Source organism: Pelosinus sp. UFO1, assembly GCF_000725345.1.
Lineage (GTDB): Bacteria > Bacillota > Negativicutes > DSM-13327 > DSM-13327 > Pelosinus.
Genome location: NZ_CP008852.1, coordinates 3,278,084 through 3,296,710, shown reverse-complemented (window position 1 = coordinate 3,296,710; position 18,627 = coordinate 3,278,084). Strand labels below are relative to the sequence as shown.

The window sequence follows — 18,627 nt, the reverse complement described above, 5'->3', positions numbered from 1 at the left end:
AGGGGTGATTCAATGCTAAAGGTATTAATTGCTGATGATGAACCTAAAATTCGTCGTGGGCTGAGAAGTCTAGTCGAAAATGGGTTATTAGATATGGAAGTCGCAGGCGAGGCTGAGGATGGAGAAATGGCCTTGCAGCTAGCAAAAGAGATCCATCCTGATATTCTATTAGTGGATATTTGTATGCCATTTTTGAATGGATTGCAGTTCATTGAACAATTAAATCACGTTTTAAAAGATTGTATCGTAATTGTCATTACAGGATACGATGAATTTACTTACGCCCAACAAGCGATAAAATTACAAGTATTTGACTACCTGCTAAAACCGGTTCTCAAAGAACAGTTAGAGGCTGTTTTACAAAAAGCCCAACAAAAACTTCTCGATTCTCGTTTACAAAAGAATCACCTCACTTGGTCGAGTCAAGAAACAAGGAAAAAGTTACCCCTATTACAAGAATCTTTTTGTAATGACTGGGTTACTGGACAGCTAAGTGAGGAATATATTAAGACTCAGCTACGCTTTTTAGAGCTAGATATACCTGATATAGCTGGGATGGTAATCTTAAAAGTAGCAGGGCAATTTAGCAGAGGGCAGTTGTTAAGAGAGTGGGATCATCACCTATTGTTATTTGCTATACAAAATATTTATAGCGAGCTGCTAGAACAATGGCAGCCCTACATTATTTTTCACGACAAAGCAGATAACTTAGTTGCAATAACAAATATCCATAGTATAAGAGAATGGTACGAGCTTAGCACTTCTTTGCAACAAGCTATTGAGGAACATTTAAAACAAGTGGTAATTATTGTTCAACATCCATTAACAGAGGACTTGTCCTCAATCCCTTCGACTTATCATGAATTAATATTGGAGTTAAATCGTAAAGTTAGCTATACGCCTGTCGTGCTTCTAGCACAAAAACACATTGAAACTTATTTTTATAAAGAAGAGTTATCATTGCAGGAGTTAGCAGACACGATTCAAATCAGTCCTACTTATTTAAGCCGATTATTAAAGAATGAAATTGGTGTTTCTTTTGTTGAATATTTAACCCATGTAAGGGTACAAAAAGCCATTCAGTTTATGACTGACCCGGCTGTAAAGCTTTATGAGGTAGCGGAAAAGGTGGGATACAGTAATCAGCATTATTTTAGTACAGCGTTTAAAAGAGTTATGGGCTCATCTCCTGCTGAATATCGTAAAAGGGGTAACTGGAGGTGATGCAATTGGTTAGAGGCAAGTATTGTATAATCAGTTTACTTATTTTCGTTATAGCAATGCTTGGGGGATGTCAAAGGCAAGAAAGGCAGGTTTCCCAGGATCAAGTAAAATTTGTTATTGGTGTATCCCAGGCAAATTTGATTGAGCCGTGGAGAATCATTATGAATGAGGAGATAAGAGAAGAAGCAGCAAAGCATAGCGATGTTCGCATTGTATTTACGGATGCAGTTCAAAATAGTGAAAAACAGGTTCGTGATGTAGGTGAATTATTACAGCAGGGTATCGATTTATTAATTATCTCTCCAAATGATTCAGTTGCGTTAACGCCCGTAGTTGCCCAGGCTTATAAAAAAATTCCCGTTATTGTCTTAGACCGGGCGGTAGAAGGCTATGATTATACTTTGTATATTGGACCAGATAATAAATCCATTGGTAGAGAAGCAGGTAAATATATTAGCGAACTTCTTAACAAAACAGGCGGAAATGTGGTAGAGATTCAAGGTCCATCTGGGGTACCTTCTTTGCAAGAAAGAAGTGCTGGCTTTCGTGAAGTGATTGGAAAATACGCAAATATAAGTATCATAGATACAATTGTTGCCGATTGGCAGCGCGATAAGGCAGAAGACAAAATGACTGAATTACTAGATCAGTATCCCAAAATCGATGTAGTTTTTGCCCATAGTGATTATATGGCACTAGGAGCATATAAGGCAGCGAAAAAGAAAGGGCTTACCGGTATAAAATTTGTCGGTATTGATGGCTTTTCTGGTCCTAATGGGGGATTGCAGTTAGTAGAAGATGGCGTTTTACAAGGCACATTTACCTGCTTGACAGGGGGACGAGAAGCCATTCAGTACGCCCTTGACATCTTAAACCATGAAAAAGGTTTACCAAAGAAGATTATTCCACGCAGTAATAAAATCACTCTAGCCAACGTTTTAGAATATGTAAAGTCTACGAATGAAGTTAAAAAAAATAATCCTACTAGCAACCGGAGAATTGTATTAGGGTTTTCTCAACTTGGTGCAGAGAGTGACTGGCGAAGAGCAAATTCCCAATCGATTAAGACGGCAGCCCGTGAAGCAGATATTGAGCTTATATTTTTGGAGGGCGATCAACGGCAGGAGACTCAGATTAGAGATATCCGTTCCTTTATTGCGCAAGGCGTTGATGTGATTGCCTTTTCCCCTGTCATTGAATCAGGGTGGACCGAGGTGCTAGAAGAGGCTAAAGCAGCAGGAATTCCCGTTGTTTTATCGGACAGGGCTATTAAATCAAACGATGCTTCCTTGTATGCCAGCTTTATTGGCAGTGACTTTGTGGAAGAAGGGCGTAGAGCCGCAAGGTGGCTTGTTGGACAAAAGAAAGATACCCAGCAGCAGAACATTGTTGAAATTGAAGGAACCTTTGACTCAGCGCCAGCACTAGATCGAAAAAAAGGTTTTGCTGAAATTATTAGTAATTATCCTGAAAATAGAGTGATTTACTCCGCATCTGGAGATTTTACGGAGGCTGGCGGACAAGAAATTATGAAATCAGCCTTAGCTCTCTATGGAAATAAGATTGATGTGGTATATGCCCATAATGATGATATGGCTTTAGGGGCTATTAAAGCGATTGAGGAATATGGTTTACGTCCAGGAAAGGATATTTTAATTGTTTCTGTGGATGCAACAGAAGCTGCTTTTAAAGCAATGCTTGCTGGTAAACTTAACTGTACTGTCGAATGTACCCCCCTGCTTGGTCCACAGCTGATGCAAGCCGTTAAAACTTTGATGATGGGTAGGCAATTACCTATGAGAATTATAACTTCAGAAGGTGTATTCCCAGCTGAAACTGCAAGGAAGGATCATGTGAATCGCAAATATTAAAATTTGGTAAACAGTACGGAAAAATATAAAAAATTACTGATTATTCTAAATACACTGAAAATCCCTCGTCCTATAATAGAAACAGTAGAACGATTCTAAAAGAAATAGGGAGGGGTAAGGGTAATGTCAAAGTGGAAAAAGATCACAGTCGCTTTGAGTGTAGGTATTATGATGTTAACACTTGCAGGTTGTGGAGGTAGTGCCAAGCAGGAAACAGCTGCTAAGCCTGCAGACAAAAAAATTGTCCTAGGTTTCTCTCAAATTGGTGCGGAAAGTGAGTGGCGTACAGCAAATACTGAATCGATAAAAGCCTCAGCACAAGCAGCTGGGATTGACCTTAAATTTTCAGATGCGCAACAAAAACAAGAAAATCAAATAAAAGCAATACGTTCATTTATACAACAAAAAGTCGATGTAATCGCTTTCTCACCTGTTGTTGAAACAGGCTGGGATGCAGTATTACAAGAAGCAAAAACAGCTAAAATACCTGTTATCTTGACAGATCGCTCCATTAAGATGAGTAACGGTAAAGCAGAAGACTATTATGTTACCTTCATGGGTTCTGACTTTGTGGAAGAAGGCCGTAGAGCTGGTAAATGGCTAGTTGATTTCATGAAAAAAGATAAAGAACCTGTTAATATTGTTGAGCTTCAAGGAACAGTAGGTTCTGCACCTGCTATTGATCGTAAAACTGGATTTGAAGAAGTTTTAAAACAAAATGCAAATTATAAAATTATTAAATCTCAAACTGGTGATTTCACTCGTGCAAAAGGCAAAGAAGTTATGGAATCCTTCTTAAAATCAGCTAAGGCTGATGGACAAAAAATTGATGTTCTTTATGCTCATAATGATGATATGGCAATTGGCGCAATCCAAGCCATTGAAGAAGCTGGCTTGAAACCTGGTAAAGATATTATTATTGTTTCAATAGATGGTGTAAAAGGTGCTTTTGAAGCAATGATAGCTGGAAAATTAAATGCCAGTATTGAGTGCAGTCCATTACTTGGTGATCAATTAATGGCAGCTGCTAAAGATCTTGTAGCAGGAAAGACGATTGATAAACGCATTGTGACAAAAGAAGGTGTATTCCCTGCAGAAGTAGCTGCAAAGGAATTACCAAATCGTAAATATTAAAATCATAATGTGATACCTTCCTCATCCACCCAGAGTTCTATGTAAGATAGAAACATTTAGGGGTTGTCTGCTAGAGATGGCCCCTAATGGAGTGGATTATTTTTTTTACCACTGTAAGGAGTGATTTGCTATGGAGGTGAACAAGCAAGTATGGATAAAATGACATTATTAAAGGCGCAAGGTATATGCAAGGTTTTTCCAGGGGTTAAAGCACTTACTAATGTAGATTTTGACTTAAAAGCGGGAGAAATCCACTGCTTAATGGGAGAAAACGGTGCAGGTAAATCTACCTTAATAAAAGTGTTGACAGGTGTTGAAATATTAGATGGTGGTCATATCTTTTTAGGGGATAACCCAATCAAGCCAAGTTCTCCTCATCATGCACAACAATTAGGGATTAGCACCGTATATCAAGAAGTGAATCTTTGCCCGAATTTGTCTGTCGCGGAAAATATTTTTATTGGGCGGGAACCCTTACATTTTGGTAGGATTAATTGGAAGGAGATTCATAGTCGTTCAGAAGTTTTACTGGCGAAGATGGGGCTTCATATTGATGTCACGCAACCCTTAGAACGATATTCAGTGGCCATACAACAAATGGTTGCTATCGCCAGAGCCCTTGATATATCGGCAAAAGTTCTCATCTTAGATGAACCAACTTCTAGTTTAGATGCGAAGGAAGTAGGGCAACTTTTTGATCTTATCCGTAAACTGAAAGAAGAAGGTATGGGTATTATATTTATTACCCACTTTATTGAGCAAGTATATGCTGTATCGGATCGTATTACTATATTGCGTAATGGGGAACTAGTCGGTTCTTATAAAACAACGGAATTACCTCGTGTTCAATTAATTGCAAAAATGATTGGCAAAGCGTTTGATGAACTTGAAAATACTTGTAAAAAAACAGAAGGCAATGTTCGTCAAGATAGTAGTCTAGCCTTTTTAAAGGCACATGGCCTTGGGCATAAGGGTTCAATTAATCCTTTCGATCTTTATGTGAATAAAGGGGAAGTTCTTGGCCTAGTGGGATTGTTAGGATCAGGGAGGACAGAGGTTGCCCGTACTATTTTTGGTATTGATAAAGCCGATTGCGGTAAAATTGAAATTAATGGGAAAATAGCCAAGATCAATACTCCAGTTGATGCAATTCAACATGGTCTGGCATATTGTTCGGAAAATAGAAAAACAGAAGGTATCATTGATAATCTTACGGTTAGAGAGAATATTATCCTTGCGTTGCAAGCAAAAAAAGGCTGGATGAAGTATATTACGAAGAAAAAACAAGAAGAAATTGCGGATCGATATATTAAATTATTAAATATTAAAACCTCTGGGCCGGAGCAATTAATCAAGAATTTGAGTGGTGGCAATCAACAGAAAGTAATATTAGCTAGATGGTTACTGACAGAACCAACATTACTTATATTAGATGAACCTACCCGCGGCATTGATATCGGTGCTAAAGTTGAAATTCAAAAACTCATACTGTCTCTTGCAACGGAAGGAATGTCAGTAATCTTTATTTCATCAGAGCTAGATGAATCAGTGAGATGCTCCAATCGTATGGCGGTTTTACGAGATAGAGTAAAAATAGCGGAGATCTCTGGTGAAGAAATTGAAGAAAAATTTATTATGCAGACGATAGCAGGGGTGTAGCAGATGGATATAAAAAATATATGGAATCGACTAAAAAGCTCTCAACTGTGCTGGCCTTTAGCCGCGTTATGTATAGTCTTATTGTTTAATCTCTTTTTTACGAAAGATTTTTTTTCGATCGAAATTAAAGATGGTCATCTTTATGGCGTTACGATTGATATCCTCAATCGTGCTACCCCTCTTATGCTTTTAGCCATTGGCATGACATTAGTTATTGCGACAAAGGGAATTGATATATCAGTAGGATCAGTGATTGCTATTTCAGGAGCGGTAGCGGCCTCTTTGATTGGTGGTAAATTAGAGTATGTGGATGGCGTACAAAAGTTAGTAACCTTAGTGCCTATGCCAGTAGCTATACTTGTGGCACTGCTGGCAACTACTTTACTTGGGATGTGGAATGGATTATTAATCTCTAGAGTGGGAATCCAACCTATTGTTGCGACGTTAATATTACTTGTGGCTGGTCGTGGAATTGCTCAGCTAATTACCCAAGGACAAATTATTACCATCTATTATAAACCTTTTCAATACATTGGTACTGGTTATCTATTAGGATTACCTTTTTCTCTGTTTATTGTCGCAGTAGTTTTTGCTGTTACCTTATATGCAGTGCGCAAAACAGCTCTTGGGATGTTTATTGAGTCGATTGGCATTAATCCTGTAGCTAGTAAATTTGCTGGGATTAGTGTTAGTAAATATATCTTTTCCGTATATGCTTTTTCTGGCCTATGTGCAGGTATAGCAGGGCTGATCATTTGTTCGAATGTAAGCTCAGCAGATGGGAATAACGCGGGCCTCTTTATTGAACTCGATGCAATATTGGCAGTTTCTCTAGGCGGAAATTCTTTAGATGGTGGTCGGTTTTCTTTAGTAGGCAGTCTAATTGGAGCCTTGGTTATTCAAAGTATAACGACTACAATTTATGCCATTGGTGTGCCCCCGGAAATTACCCTTGTTGTTAAGTCCGTTGTTGTAATTTTGATTTGTCTGCTGCAATCCGCGAATTTTCGAAAAATTGTATTTGCTAAGTGGGCTCATAAAGGGGGGATTTCAGATGAAAAGAATACAGCTAAGTTATAAGTACATTAACCTATTTATTACAATTTTCCTATTTATTGCATTATTTGCTGTAGGATCAGGTCTTTATACTGGTTTCTTTTCAGCGCAAGTGTTATTAAATATGCTAATTGATAATGCCTTTTTAATTATTACTTCGATTGGGATGACCTTTGTTCTGATTATTGGCGGCATTGACATTTCCATCGGTTCGGTGATCGCATTAGTATGTATGTTGTCAGCTTATTTACTTGAAATGCAGCATTGGAGTCCCTTTATAGTGATTCCTGCAATGCTACTTATGGGCTCTCTTTTTGGCTTGGCACAAGGTAGTTTTATTCACTTTTTCAATATACAGCCTTTTATTGTCACCCTTGCAGGGATGTTCTTAGCTAGAGGACTATGTTATGTCATAAGTATTGATACCATTATGATTACGGATCCCTTTTATCAGCAAGTTGCTACGTATCGAATTCCCTTGCCTTTTGAGACCTTTATTTCAATTAGTGTACTTATTGCTGGAGTCTTAGTCTTAGCAGCATTGTATCTTATTAACTACACTAAGTTCGGACGTACTGTTTATGCAATTGGTGGCAATGCCCAATCCGCTATGTTAATGGGGTTGCCAGTCGGGAGAACAAAAGTATTAGTATATGCTTTTAATGGATTTTGTTCCGCCTTGGCTGGGATTGTATTTAGTTTCTATATGCTTTCTGGTTATGGATTACATGCTGTTGGTTTAGAGATGGATGCCATTGCATCGGCAGTAATTGGTGGAACACCCTTGACGGGTGGAGTAGGTTTTGTGACAGGAACTGTCTTTGGAGTCTTAATTCAAGGAGTCATACAAACTCTCATTATGTTCCAAGGTACGTTAAGTTCTTGGTGGACTAAGATTGCGATTGCATTTCTATTGTGTATATTTATCGTATTGCAGAGAATTATTATTGCAAGGAAAGAGCGTACCAAAGCAATTGCATAATAGAATCTGAGATGTCGTAAATACCGTCGTTGAAGAAGGGGGAAATTACATTGTTAAAAGAGTTAAAAAAGACAGTTTTAGAAGCCAATTTAGAACTGCAGAAAAATGGACTCGTGTTATATACTTGGGGGAACGCAAGTGGAATTGACAGAGAAAAAGGCTTGGTTGTTATTAAACCGAGCGGCGTAGATTATGATAAAATGGGTCCCCAAGACATGGTAGTTGTCGATTTATTTGGAAACCAAGTAGAAGGAGACCTTAGACCTTCGTCAGATACACCGACTCATTTGGTTTTGTACCGTAACTTTCTAACAATTGGTGGAGTTGTTCATACTCACTCAACCTATGCCACCATATGGGCACAAGCTGCAAAATCCATCCCCGCCTTTGGAACTACACATGCGGATTATTTTTATGGTGATGTACCCTGTACACGAACTTTGAGAGAAGAAGAAATACAAGGAAATTATGAAGAAGAAACAGGCAATGTAATAGTAGAATCCTTTACCAATAAAGAGGTTAGACATGTTCCTAGTGTTTTGGTTGCCAATCATGGGCCTTTTTCTTGGGGGAAAGATGCTCATGAAGCAGTATATCATGCTACCGTATTAGAAGAGGTTGCCAAGATGGCTCTTCATACATCACAGTTGAAAGAAGATGATAAAAGCATTGATTCTGTATTATTAGATAAACATTTCTTGCGGAAACATGGCAGTGACGCTTACTATGGACAAAAAAGATAAGAAAAGACTTAGCTTGTGCCAAGTCCTCGGACGCAGGCAGAAGCTTTAGTCGTTCTTACTTGGAACCAGAAAGTGTTATACTTTTTGATTCCGTAAAAAAATCACAAGGGACCTTATCAACCGTTATGATCGGCTGATAAGGTCCTTTATTAATACAGAAAAAAGTAACTAGGAAATAATGGACTAGATGGAGAATGAATAGTCATGGTTACATTTTAGCAAATTATAATGATAAGATAGAAAGGGCAATTGGAGGATAATGAATGCGAACAATACAACCTATCTTGATGCTGCTGATATTGATAATATCCTATGGAAATTGGCGATTACTAGTGAAGTGGTTTCCTACTTGGAAGAGTTATATAAGTGGTATTATATATTGGCTAATGACAGCAGTATCCTGGTCATTAGTTGGCGCTAGCTGGCTACTTCGTCCAGACACTGCATTTTATTATGAACGGATCATACCCCTAGTAGACCTTTCCTTTGTTTGGGTCATAGGCCAAATTCTGTTACTATTATTTTTCCCTATTTTATTTGCTCTGCGAAAAATACTGCATAGAGTACATAGTAATGAAATAAGCAAAGACAATAAGGGAGTGGCGGATACTAGTCGCCGAACCTTTATACAAAGTATACTATATGCTGCTCCTGTATTAGCCTTAGGAGTAAGTGGGGCAGGCGTATATTCGGCGGAAAAAGAGATGGTGGTCCGTCATTTTCCCTTATCCTTTCCTGGACTTGATCAGGACCTAAAAGGATTTAAAATTGCACAAATTAGTGATACTCATTTAGGTCCCTTTTTTACATTAGATCGATTAGATGAAGTCATTCATTTGGTGATCCAAGAAAAACCAGATATGGTAGTGATTACAGGGGATTTAATTGATGATTTGAGCTTACTTGTCCCGGCCGTTGAAAAATTCAATCAGATGGACGCCCTTATACCTTACGGCATTTATTTTTGCTGGGGCAATCATGAATATTTTCGAGACATAAACCGGATTCGAGTGGAGCTAGGAAAAAGTAAGATTCATGTACTACAAAATAGTAATATACCTATAACCGTAGGAACATCTACTTTCTATTTGTTGGGTGTCGATTATCCTTGGCCTCAAAATGTGTCAGAAAAAGATGCTATACGTCAACAGTTTATGAAAAAAGCGGTCGAAAATATACCAAATGGAGCTTTTAGAGTGTTATTGGCACATCATCCAGACTTTCTTTTTGAGGGCTTTGCAGCAAAAATTCCTCTTACCTTGTCGGGGCATACCCATGGAGGTCAAGTCAATTTCTTAGGTCATTCTTTGTTGCCAGTTAGCTATTATTATATGCGTGGGCTTTATCAGGAAAACGATACTTATGGTTATGTTAATACTGGAGCTGGTCAGTGGATCCCTTTTCGCCTGGGTTGTCCACCTGAAATTAGTATCTTTACTCTTGAAAATAAGTAAAGTAAGAAATTGATTGGCTTGGTATGTTCTGTAGGGTATAATTTAGCTATTGAGCATATAGAGTGAAAATTTAAGCAAAAGTTGAGGATAGGAAGAAAGATGAAAAGCCCTGGAAATAGTAAATATGTTAAAAAGTTAAACCGAATGACTATCGTGAACATTATTAAAGAAAATGAACTAATTTCTCGTCAACAATTAGCTGAATTAACTGGCCTTACACCACCAGCAATTACAGGGATTATTCGTGAGTTAATTGATACTGGATTTGTAAAAGAAGTTGGCTTAGGGGAATCACAAGGCGGGAGGAGACCTGTTAGCTTACAATTTAATAGTGAAGCAGGATATGTAATTGGGATTGAAATTACGAGTCAAGAAATTACTGTTGCACTTGCCGACTTAAAAAACATGCCCACCTCGATTCAACGTATGAAGGTTGCGATGAAGGACCCTAATGCTGCGGTTAAAGAACTTATTCATATCATAAACCAAGTTATTTTTCATAAAGAGCATAAATCCAAAAAATTTCTGGGGATCGCTATCGCCTTTCCGGGTATGCTGCATGGGCAGGAAGGCACAGTAAAGAGAGCGGTTAATTTAGGTAAAGAATGGAATGGCTTTCCCTTAAAGTCGATATTAGAAAATGAATTTGCTATGCCTGTATTTATTGAGACAAATTCGAAGGTAGCGGCTTTAGGGGAAAAATGGTTCGGTGGCGGTACTAGTTGCGAAAATTTGATATATATAAACATGGGAGAAGGAATTAGTGCAGGCATAATTATGGGCGAATGTATTGTACAAGGGTCTCAAGGATATGCTGGACAAATTGGGCATACAGTTATGATTGAGCAGGGAGCGTTATGTAATTGTGGAAATCGTGGTTGTCTTGAAACGATATGTGGTATTCCTGCGATTTTGCGAAAGGTGAACGCGGAGTTACCTTTTATTGCTGGCGAAGATGCCTTAAAGAAGTATTTGGGCAGCGGAAAAGAGATTGGAATCAAAGATCTATTGGAAGTTGCTTTTAAAGAAGAATCTTATGCAAGAGAAGTGTTACGACAGGCTAATCGGTATGTAGCGTTAGCAACTTCTCACATGATTAATCTTTATAATCCGGATGCAGTTTTTATCGGTGGAAAATTAGCAATGGTAGCAGAGTTTTTTAGAGAAGAATTTCGTGAAGTGATCGCATCTCATACTTTTTCAGAAGTTGAAGATGCAACTGCTATTGTTATCTCGAAACTAGGTGCAGATTCAGGTGTGATAGGAGCATGCGCTCTCGCTCTTAAAAAGATATTAAAAACACCTAACACGGAGATATTTGATGAGATAGTAGATGATAGAGAGCAAAAGTATAAAGGATGATAGCAGCTAACACCACCAACTATGTTGCTCTAAGGCTTAGATTGACGACAGGGTTTAGAGCAACTAACTAAGGTTGCAGATAAAATGGTTTAAATCCTGATGTATTTAAGCTATTTTATTTTTTTTATAAATTAATTTCTGAAAAGAAGGACTTTTTCAGAAAAGATAGAATACATCACAAAAGATAGTTAATTAACTTAAATAAGTAATTGGTAAAATTTAATAAATGCTAAAGTAGGGGATAATCAGATAGATGAATAATACATCCTATCTGTTATATATAATAATCTCTAAATAGAAAGGAAATAACTAATATTTAAGGACTGATTCTTTGCAGAATACTTGTAGCAACTATTTTCGAAATAGGCAGAATTAAAGGAGGCAATAGTAAATGAGCAAACTAACTTTAAAAGAAAAGGTTTCTTATGGTCTAGGTGATTTTGGTAATGGGTTTATGTTCGATATGGGGCAGATCTATTTGCTTAAATTTTATACGGATGTCTTTGGTATTCCAGCGGCGGTAGCAGGAAGCATATTCCTCCTTACCAAAATATTTGACGCGTTTATGGATCCAATCGCTGGTGCTTTTATTGATGCCAGAAAGTTTGATCCTAATAAAGGGAAGTTCCGTGGGATGATGTTTGGAGGAAGTATTATTCTTGGTATTTTATCTGTATTTGTATTTTTATCTCCTGATTTCTCACCTACTGGAAAAATGATATTTGGTTATGCCACATATATGGCATGGGGCGTAGGATATTCTTTCACGAATGTTCCTTATGGTGCATTAGGTGCTTCAATGACACAAGATCCCGTAGATCGGGCCTCCTTAGCATCCTGGCGTCAGGCTGGTTCTTTAGGAGCCTTATTAATAACCAGTGTAATGGTGGTTCCCCTTATTAAACAATTTTCTGATCCACGTATTGGCTGGCCTGTAGTGGTTGCTCTTACTTCTGTAATTGGTGTTACAGCTTTCTATTTCTGTTTTAAAAATTGCAAAGAAGTTATTCTGGGGAAGACTATTTCTTCTAATGAAAAATTCTCAGTGAAAGCGATGGCAAAATCCGTATTTACCAATAGACCTTTATTGGCACTTATATTAATGACGATCTTTACGATTTCAGCATACAATATCAAATCGGCAATGATGATCTATTATTGTCAATATAATCTTGGCGATATCAGTTTGATGCCCTATATTAGCTTTATTACCATTGGTTGTTCCTGTGTAGGCATTACCTTTATCCCTAAATTGACAAAAAGATTTGGTAAAAAAAATACGGCACTCATTGGTTTTGGAATAAGTGCTGTTGCTGATTTAATTAACTTTTTGATTCCGGGAGATATTGTTACTTTTACCATACTAGCAAGCATTGCCTTCGTCGGAATTAGTATTCCTAATGGCGTTACTTGGGCTTTTGTTTCTGACTCCATTGATTTTGGTGAATGGAAAACAGGTGAAAGAAGAGAAGGTATCACCTACTCATTCTTCAATTTTTCTCGAAAAATTGCCCAATCTGTTTCAGGTTTTGCTTCAGGTATCGGGTTATCTCTTGTTGGATATGTGCCAAATGCGGTGCAAACAGCAGAATCCCTAAGAGGAATAAAAGGTCTGTTACTTTTATATCCAGCAGTTACTATATTCTGTGCTGGCATAGTGATATTTTTCCTTTATACCTTAAGTGATAAAAGACATGGTGAGATTATTGCAGAACTAAAGGGAAAATCAGCATAAAAAAACATTGTTTATTTGCAGGATTTCATTGTTCATAAAGCGAAAAAATACAAGAACTTATTTAATTAAATTAAATAAGTTCTTGTATTGAGATTAACAGTGTAGCATTTGTCAGCTATGATGCGAGAAAGAGACGAGTATTATACACTTGTTCTCAAAAATAAAAGGGATGTAGGGGGAGTATACAATGACAAGATTAAATCGTACATTGGTCAATAGTGATTTCAAATTTCCTGTAGATGTAGACGTGCAAAAATATCCTGATGCTTTACCAGAGAGAGTCATTCAATTTGGCGAAGGTAACTTTTTAAGAGCGTTTGCTGATTGGATGATTCATTTACTGAATCAGCAAAACTTATTTAATGGCCGCGTAGTGGTAGCACAACCCATTAAAGAAGGTCTAGCTGATATGGTCAATGAACAAGATGGGCTCTATACTTTATTGTTGCGCGGTTTGCGTGAAGGGAAACCAGTCGAAGAAAAAGCAGTAATTAGTTCTATTAGCCGTTGTTTAAATCCTTACACACAATGGGATGCTTATTTAAAATGCGCAGAAGATCCATTGATTGAATATGTAATTTCCAATACTACAGAAGCGGGAATTACCTTCGACAAAGAGGATAAATTCGAAAATCAACCTCCGACTTCCTACCCAGGAAAACTTACATCTTATTTGTATCATCGTTATCAATTCTTTAAGGGTGATGCCAGTAAAGGGATGGTTATTATTCCATGCGAATTGATTGACCGCAATGGCGATAATTTAAAGAAAGCAGTTTTGCAATATATAAAACTTTGGAATTTGCCAGAAGAGTTTGCTGGCTGGGTTGTTGGTAGTAACCATTTCTTAAATACTTTGGTGGATCGTGTTGTAACAGGCTATCCAAGAGAAGAAATAAAAGAAATTACTAACTTCTTAGGGTATACAGATTCTTTAGTAAACACAGGGGAATTATTTCATTTATGGGTTATTGAAGGACCGAAGGAATTGGCAGAAAGATTACCTTTCCACAAAATTGGTTTGCAAGTCATTTGGACAGAAGATATGACTCCTTATAGAACCCGCAAAGTAAGGATACTAAATGGGGCGCATACTGCATCAGTACCAGCAGCATTTTTGTACGGTTTAGAAGCGGTTGGTGAAATGATGGATCATGAGGTAATGGGTAAGTATGTAAGGCAGATTATTCAAGATGAAATTATCCCTTCCATTGATCTAGATAAAAATATGTTAGAGGAATTTGCAAATGCGGTAGTGGAACGATTCCAAAACCCTTATATTAAGCATTATTTATTAAGCATTCTATTAAACTCTTCTTCTAAATTTAAGGCTCGGGTTCTACCATCTATCATTGAATATCATAAGTTAAATGGAACTTTGCCGAAGAAATTGGTTTTCTCCTTAGCTGCATTGATTGCTGTGTACAAAGATGGAAACATTGATGGTACTGGAATGAAAGCAACTAGAGAAAAAGGTGAATTTATCATGAAAGATGATATGTGGGCATTAGAGTTTTTTGCTGCTACATGGTCAAAATTCGATGGTAGTAAACAATCCGCCCAAGAAGTTGCAGCAACAGTATTGAAAAACACACAATTATGGGATAAAGATTTAACTGAAATTGAAGGTTTTGTAGATCGTTTAGGAGAGTATTTATATAAAATTGTTGATGTGGGCATGCAAAAAACAGTTGCAGAATTGATTAGCTAATCAATTCTGCAACCGATAGGAGGTTTTTATTTTGTTATTAAATCAAATTAGTCGCCATGATAATGTTGCTGTAGCGATTGAAGAGCTTACAGTGGGCCAAAGTTATACGGTAGGATCTACTACGGTGTCACCTAAGGTTACCATTCCTAAAGGTCATAAAATCGCTTTAGAAGACATTCCCGCAGGAAAAAACATAGTAAAATATGGATTTCCTATTGGGCATGCTACAGAAGATATAAAAGTAGGGGAATGGATTCATTCTCATAATGTTAAAACCAATTTAGGAGAAATCCTAGAGTACCAGTATCATCCTGAGGGATTAGAAAGTCTTGAGCAAAAAACGATTCCAGCTACTTTTGATGGGTACCGTAGAAAGAATGGCCGGGTTGGGGTGCGAAATGAAATATGGATTATTCCCACTGTCGGCTGCGTTAATCGGACGGCACATCTCATTGCTAAAAGTGCGAATGAGGTTAGTAAGGCGGTAGAAAATGTAGACGGGGTTTATGAATTTACCCATCCATATGGCTGTTCTCAATTAGGAGAAGATCAAAGTAATACCCAAAAAATTCTTGCAGATTTAGTAAATCATCCTAACGCTGCTGGAGTTTTGGTACTAGGTCTTGGGTGTGAAAACAATCATATTGAAGAATTTAAAAAAGTGTTAGGGCAGTATGATAGTGAACGTGTTAAATTTTTAACTGCGCAAGATGTAGAAGACGAAGTAGAGTGCGGGATGAAAATAGTTGAGGAATTGCTTGCCCAGGCCGCAATGGATAAAAGGGAAGCTTGCCCTATATCAGAGCTCATTGTAGGGCTAAAATGTGGCGGCTCTGATGGCTTTTCTGGCATTACTGCCAATCCATTAGTGGGTGAGTTCTCAGATAAACTAGTTGCAAACGGTGGTACTTCAATTCTCACGGAAGTACCAGAAATGTTTGGTGCTGAAACCATTCTGATGGATCGTGCTGAAAATGAAGAGGTTTTTGGTAAAATCGTTCATCTAATTAATGATTTCAAGCAGTATTACGAAGATCATAAACAACCTATTTATGAAAATCCATCCCCTGGCAATAAAAAAGGCGGCATCACTACCTTAGAAGAAAAATCCTTAGGCTGTACGCAAAAAGGCGGTCGGAGCAAAGTTGTCGACGTGCTTGGGTATACAGATGTGGTAAAAAAGAAAGGACTTACCTTGCTCAGTGCGCCTGGTAATGATATGGTGGCAGCAACTGCCCTTGCAGCTTCTGGCTGCCAAGTTATCTTATTTACGACAGGTAGGGGAACTCCTCTAGGCACAGCTGTACCAACGATGAAAATTGCGACGAATAGTGATATTTACAAACGAAAATCCAATTGGATGGATTTTGATGCAGGTGTTTTGTTACAAGGACAATCAATGGATTCGGTAGCAGATAAATTGTTGCTTCACGTTATTGAGGTAGCTTCTGGACGTTTTACTAAGTCAGAAGAAATGGGATTTCGTGAAATTGCCATATTTAAAAATGGCGTGACATTGTAATAGAGAAATAATCAAGTGGGACAACGGATTATCGGGCATTTCTATGCCTCAGAACCGTTGTCCTATGTTTTTTAGGGCATAAATTCATGGGTTTAGTAATAAAAAAGGGTAGGAATGTAATGTATTTTGTATTTTCATCTAAAAGCCATTGTTTTTTCATGGATTTATGATATCTTTTTATGTATGGCTATAGTAGGATCTCTAAAAGTGTAGTTCCTAACTTAGTAAAATGAGTTAATTTTAGTTAAGGGAGGAAGGAAGAATCAATGAAAAAATTCTGTACATCGCTTCATTTTCAAGTATTTTTTTCAATTGTTTGTGGGATAGCCTTAGGGCACTTTTATCCGGGGTTAGGCGAAAGCATGAAGCCCTTGGGTGATGGATTTATAAAATTAATAAAAATGATTATTGCCCCGATTATTTTTTGTACCATAGTTACAGGTATTGCTGGCATGGATGATATGAAAAAAGTCGGCAGAGTTGGCGCCAAAGCACTTATCTATTTTGAAGCTGTTACAATATTTGCCTTGATTATGGGTATGTTCGTTGTAAACTGGTTTCAACCAGGAGTTGGCATGAATGTAGATGTGAAGAGCTTAGATGCTGGAGCTATTTCAGCCTATACTACGGCAGCGAAAGCACATAGTACAGCCGATTTTATTATGAATATCATTCCATCAACAGTGGTAGATGCTTTTGCAAAAGGTGATATTTTACAGGTCCTTTTATTCTCTGTTATGTTTGGCGGGGCTTTATCTGCAATGGGTGGTAAGAAAACAGCTTTATTCGGTGTAGTTACAGAGGTTTCACACTGCTTATTCGGTATTGTAGACCTAATAATGAAACTAGCGCCAATTGGTACTTTTGGTGCAATGGCTTTTACGATAGGTAAGTATGGAATTGCCTCCCTCATACCTTTAGGCAAATTGCTGGCGTGCTTCTATATTACTTGTATTGTCTTTGTGCTCGTTGTCATTGGCCTAATTTGTAGATGGGCAGGATTTAGTATTATTAAGTTTATTTCTCATATAAAGGAAGAATTTTTAATCGTGTTAGGCACAGCTTCCTCAGAAAGCGTATTACCTCGCATGATTAATAAATTAGAGAAGATGGGCTGTTCCAAATCAGTAGTTGGCTTAGTAATCCCAACAGGATACTCCTTTAATTTAGATGGCACCTCTATTTACCTTACCATGTCGGCTATTTTTGTTGCCCAAGCTACTAATACAGATATTACATTAATGCAGCAACTGACGATACTTGCTGTTTTATTGTTAACATCAAAGGGAGCATCTGGTGTTACAGGAAGTGGCTTTATTGTTCTTGCCGCTACTCTTTCGGCCATACCAACGATTCCGGTGGCTGGGTTAGCTTTAATCTTTGGCATTGATCGGTTTATGTCACAAGCTAGAGCAGTAACCAATCTCATTGGTAATGGAGTTGCTACAGTGATTGTTTCTAAATGGGAAAATGAGCTAGATGAAAAAAGGTTTCATGATGTTTTAAATAATGATTTGTCAGATGCAAGCACAGACGTGGACATGCTGCATAAACAAGCTCTCTAATTGTAATAAGAAAAGACTTGGCTTGTGCCAAGTCCTCGGACGCAGGCAGAAGCCTTAGTCGTTCTTACTTGGAATCAAGAAAGTGTTATACTTTCTGATTCCGTAAAAAAATAACAGGCTTTGCTTTTTTATAAAAGCAAAGCCTGTTTACTATTTAACATCACTTAGTTCTTAAATAGATACTAAAGGATACAAAGCATTATTCTCGCGATCGATTCGTTTTTTTAAAGCCGTAAAAACCTTTTGCGATTCAGTAAGAAAAGCTCCTGGGTTCGCAATAATCTTATTTGAAGTCGCAAAGTTAGTTTTGAAATCATCAAATGATATTGCTAAACCACCCATTTCTGTATAAAATGCTTGGCTAGTAGCTTTGATTTTAGGGTCTTTGTGATTCATTAAAGCAGGGTATAAGAATTTATCTTCACTGATTGCATGAACTTTCAGTTTTCCAGACAACTGGCTAAGTAAGAGTGAAATAGTAGTAGCATTGTTTTTTATTTGCTCTTCAGACCTATGTATAGTTATTTTATTGATTAAATCGAGGAAATCTTGGTGCTGTCTTTCTAAATTGGTCGTATCCATAGTATAAAAACCTCCCAAAGTGAATAA

General features: G+C 37.6%; 14 protein-coding genes. 13 read left to right on the top strand and 1 reads right to left on the bottom strand.

What is annotated here, in order from left to right:
* Positions 1 to 12: 12 nt before the first annotated feature.
* The 13 genes from UFO1_RS15660 (at position 13) to UFO1_RS15600 (ending at position 18,018) form a co-directional block, all read left to right on the top strand.
* Entirely contained in the window at positions 13 to 1,224 is a 1,212-nt protein-coding gene (locus tag UFO1_RS15660) for a response regulator (protein WP_038672294.1), read from the top strand.
* Complete coding sequence (locus UFO1_RS15655) at positions 1,224 to 3,095, top strand: substrate-binding domain-containing protein (protein ID WP_144390937.1); 1,872 nt, start codon at positions 1,224 to 1,226, stop codon at positions 3,093 to 3,095. Before UFO1_RS15660 ends, UFO1_RS15655 begins: the two co-directional genes overlap by 1 nt.
* Before the next feature lie 123 nt (positions 3,096 to 3,218).
* Positions 3,219 to 4,229: an ABC transporter substrate-binding protein gene (locus tag UFO1_RS15650; protein ID WP_038672292.1), complete on the top strand. Its 1,011-nt coding sequence runs from the start codon at positions 3,219 to 3,221 to the stop codon at positions 4,227 to 4,229.
* A 150-nt stretch (positions 4,230 to 4,379) separates the two neighbouring features.
* Positions 4,380 to 5,888: a sugar ABC transporter ATP-binding protein gene (locus tag UFO1_RS15645; RefSeq protein ID WP_038672290.1), complete on the top strand. Its 1,509-nt coding sequence runs from the start codon at positions 4,380 to 4,382 to the stop codon at positions 5,886 to 5,888.
* 3 nt (positions 5,889 to 5,891) lie between these two features.
* Positions 5,892 to 6,968 carry an ABC transporter permease gene (locus tag UFO1_RS15640; protein ID WP_038672288.1) on the top strand — a complete coding sequence of 359 codons (1,077 nt, stop codon included), beginning with the start codon at positions 5,892 to 5,894 and terminating at the stop codon, positions 6,966 to 6,968.
* Entirely contained in the window at positions 6,943 to 7,926 is a 984-nt protein-coding gene (gene yjfF / locus UFO1_RS15635; protein WP_038672286.1) for a galactofuranose ABC transporter, permease protein YjfF, read from the top strand. The genes UFO1_RS15640 and yjfF overlap by 26 nt, the downstream gene beginning before the upstream one ends.
* 50 nt (positions 7,927 to 7,976) lie before the next feature.
* Complete coding sequence (locus UFO1_RS15630) at positions 7,977 to 8,669, top strand: L-ribulose-5-phosphate 4-epimerase (protein ID WP_038672284.1); 693 nt, start codon at positions 7,977 to 7,979, stop codon at positions 8,667 to 8,669.
* A 263-nt stretch (positions 8,670 to 8,932) separates the two neighbouring features.
* A complete protein-coding gene (locus UFO1_RS15625; RefSeq protein ID WP_038672282.1) occupies positions 8,933 to 10,123 on the top strand; it encodes a metallophosphoesterase in 1,191 nt (396 codons plus the stop codon).
* Between the two features lie 99 nt (positions 10,124 to 10,222).
* Positions 10,223 to 11,485: an ROK family transcriptional regulator gene (locus tag UFO1_RS15620; protein ID WP_038672279.1), complete on the top strand. Its 1,263-nt coding sequence runs from the start codon at positions 10,223 to 10,225 to the stop codon at positions 11,483 to 11,485.
* Positions 11,486 to 11,876: 391 nt separating this feature from the next.
* Complete coding sequence (locus UFO1_RS15615; RefSeq protein WP_038672276.1) at positions 11,877 to 13,220, top strand: glycoside-pentoside-hexuronide (GPH):cation symporter; 1,344 nt, start codon at positions 11,877 to 11,879, stop codon at positions 13,218 to 13,220.
* A gap of 187 nt (positions 13,221 to 13,407) precedes the next feature.
* Complete coding sequence (locus tag UFO1_RS15610) at positions 13,408 to 14,931, top strand: tagaturonate reductase (protein ID WP_038672274.1); 1,524 nt, start codon at positions 13,408 to 13,410, stop codon at positions 14,929 to 14,931.
* A 31-nt stretch (positions 14,932 to 14,962) separates the two neighbouring features.
* Positions 14,963 to 16,453, top strand: coding sequence for a UxaA family hydrolase (locus UFO1_RS15605; protein WP_038672272.1), 1,491 nt, complete (start codon positions 14,963 to 14,965; stop codon positions 16,451 to 16,453).
* A gap of 266 nt (positions 16,454 to 16,719) precedes the next feature.
* Positions 16,720 to 18,018 (top strand): dicarboxylate/amino acid:cation symporter, encoded by a 1,299-nt coding sequence (locus UFO1_RS15600; protein ID WP_038672270.1) that lies wholly within the window; start codon positions 16,720 to 16,722, stop codon positions 18,016 to 18,018.
* A gap of 171 nt (positions 18,019 to 18,189) precedes the next feature.
* On the opposite strand, the gene UFO1_RS15595 is transcribed toward UFO1_RS15600, so the two are convergent.
* Positions 18,190 to 18,600, bottom strand: a complete 411-nt coding sequence (locus UFO1_RS15595; RefSeq protein WP_038672268.1) for a hemerythrin domain-containing protein — start codon at positions 18,598 to 18,600, stop codon at positions 18,190 to 18,192.
* Positions 18,601 to 18,627: the final 27 nt, after the last annotated feature.

What these genes read in the sequence shown, in the direction of transcription:
- yjfF (WP_038672286.1), top strand. Translation starts at nt 6,943, where the DNA reads ATGAAAAGAATACAGCTAAGTTATAAGTACATTAACCTATTTATTACA.
- UFO1_RS15610 (WP_038672274.1), top strand. Translation starts at nt 13,408, where the DNA reads ATGACAAGATTAAATCGTACATTGGTCAATAGTGATTTCAAATTTCCT.
- UFO1_RS15600 (WP_038672270.1), top strand. Translation starts at nt 16,720, where the DNA reads ATGAAAAAATTCTGTACATCGCTTCATTTTCAAGTATTTTTTTCAATT.
- UFO1_RS15650 (WP_038672292.1), top strand. Translation starts at nt 3,219, where the DNA reads ATGTCAAAGTGGAAAAAGATCACAGTCGCTTTGAGTGTAGGTATTATG.
- UFO1_RS15655 (WP_144390937.1), top strand. Translation starts at nt 1,224, where the DNA reads ATGCAATTGGTTAGAGGCAAGTATTGTATAATCAGTTTACTTATTTTC.
- UFO1_RS15625 (WP_038672282.1), top strand. Translation starts at nt 8,933, where the DNA reads ATGCGAACAATACAACCTATCTTGATGCTGCTGATATTGATAATATCC.
- UFO1_RS15620 (WP_038672279.1), top strand. Translation starts at nt 10,223, where the DNA reads ATGAAAAGCCCTGGAAATAGTAAATATGTTAAAAAGTTAAACCGAATG.
- UFO1_RS15660 (WP_038672294.1), top strand. Translation starts at nt 13, where the DNA reads ATGCTAAAGGTATTAATTGCTGATGATGAACCTAAAATTCGTCGTGGG.
- UFO1_RS15640 (WP_038672288.1), top strand. Translation starts at nt 5,892, where the DNA reads ATGGATATAAAAAATATATGGAATCGACTAAAAAGCTCTCAACTGTGC.
- UFO1_RS15595 (WP_038672268.1), bottom strand. Translation starts at nt 18,600, where the DNA reads ATGGATACGACCAATTTAGAAAGACAGCACCAAGATTTCCTCGATTTA.
- UFO1_RS15615 (WP_038672276.1), top strand. Translation starts at nt 11,877, where the DNA reads ATGAGCAAACTAACTTTAAAAGAAAAGGTTTCTTATGGTCTAGGTGAT.
- UFO1_RS15645 (WP_038672290.1), top strand. Translation starts at nt 4,380, where the DNA reads ATGGATAAAATGACATTATTAAAGGCGCAAGGTATATGCAAGGTTTTT.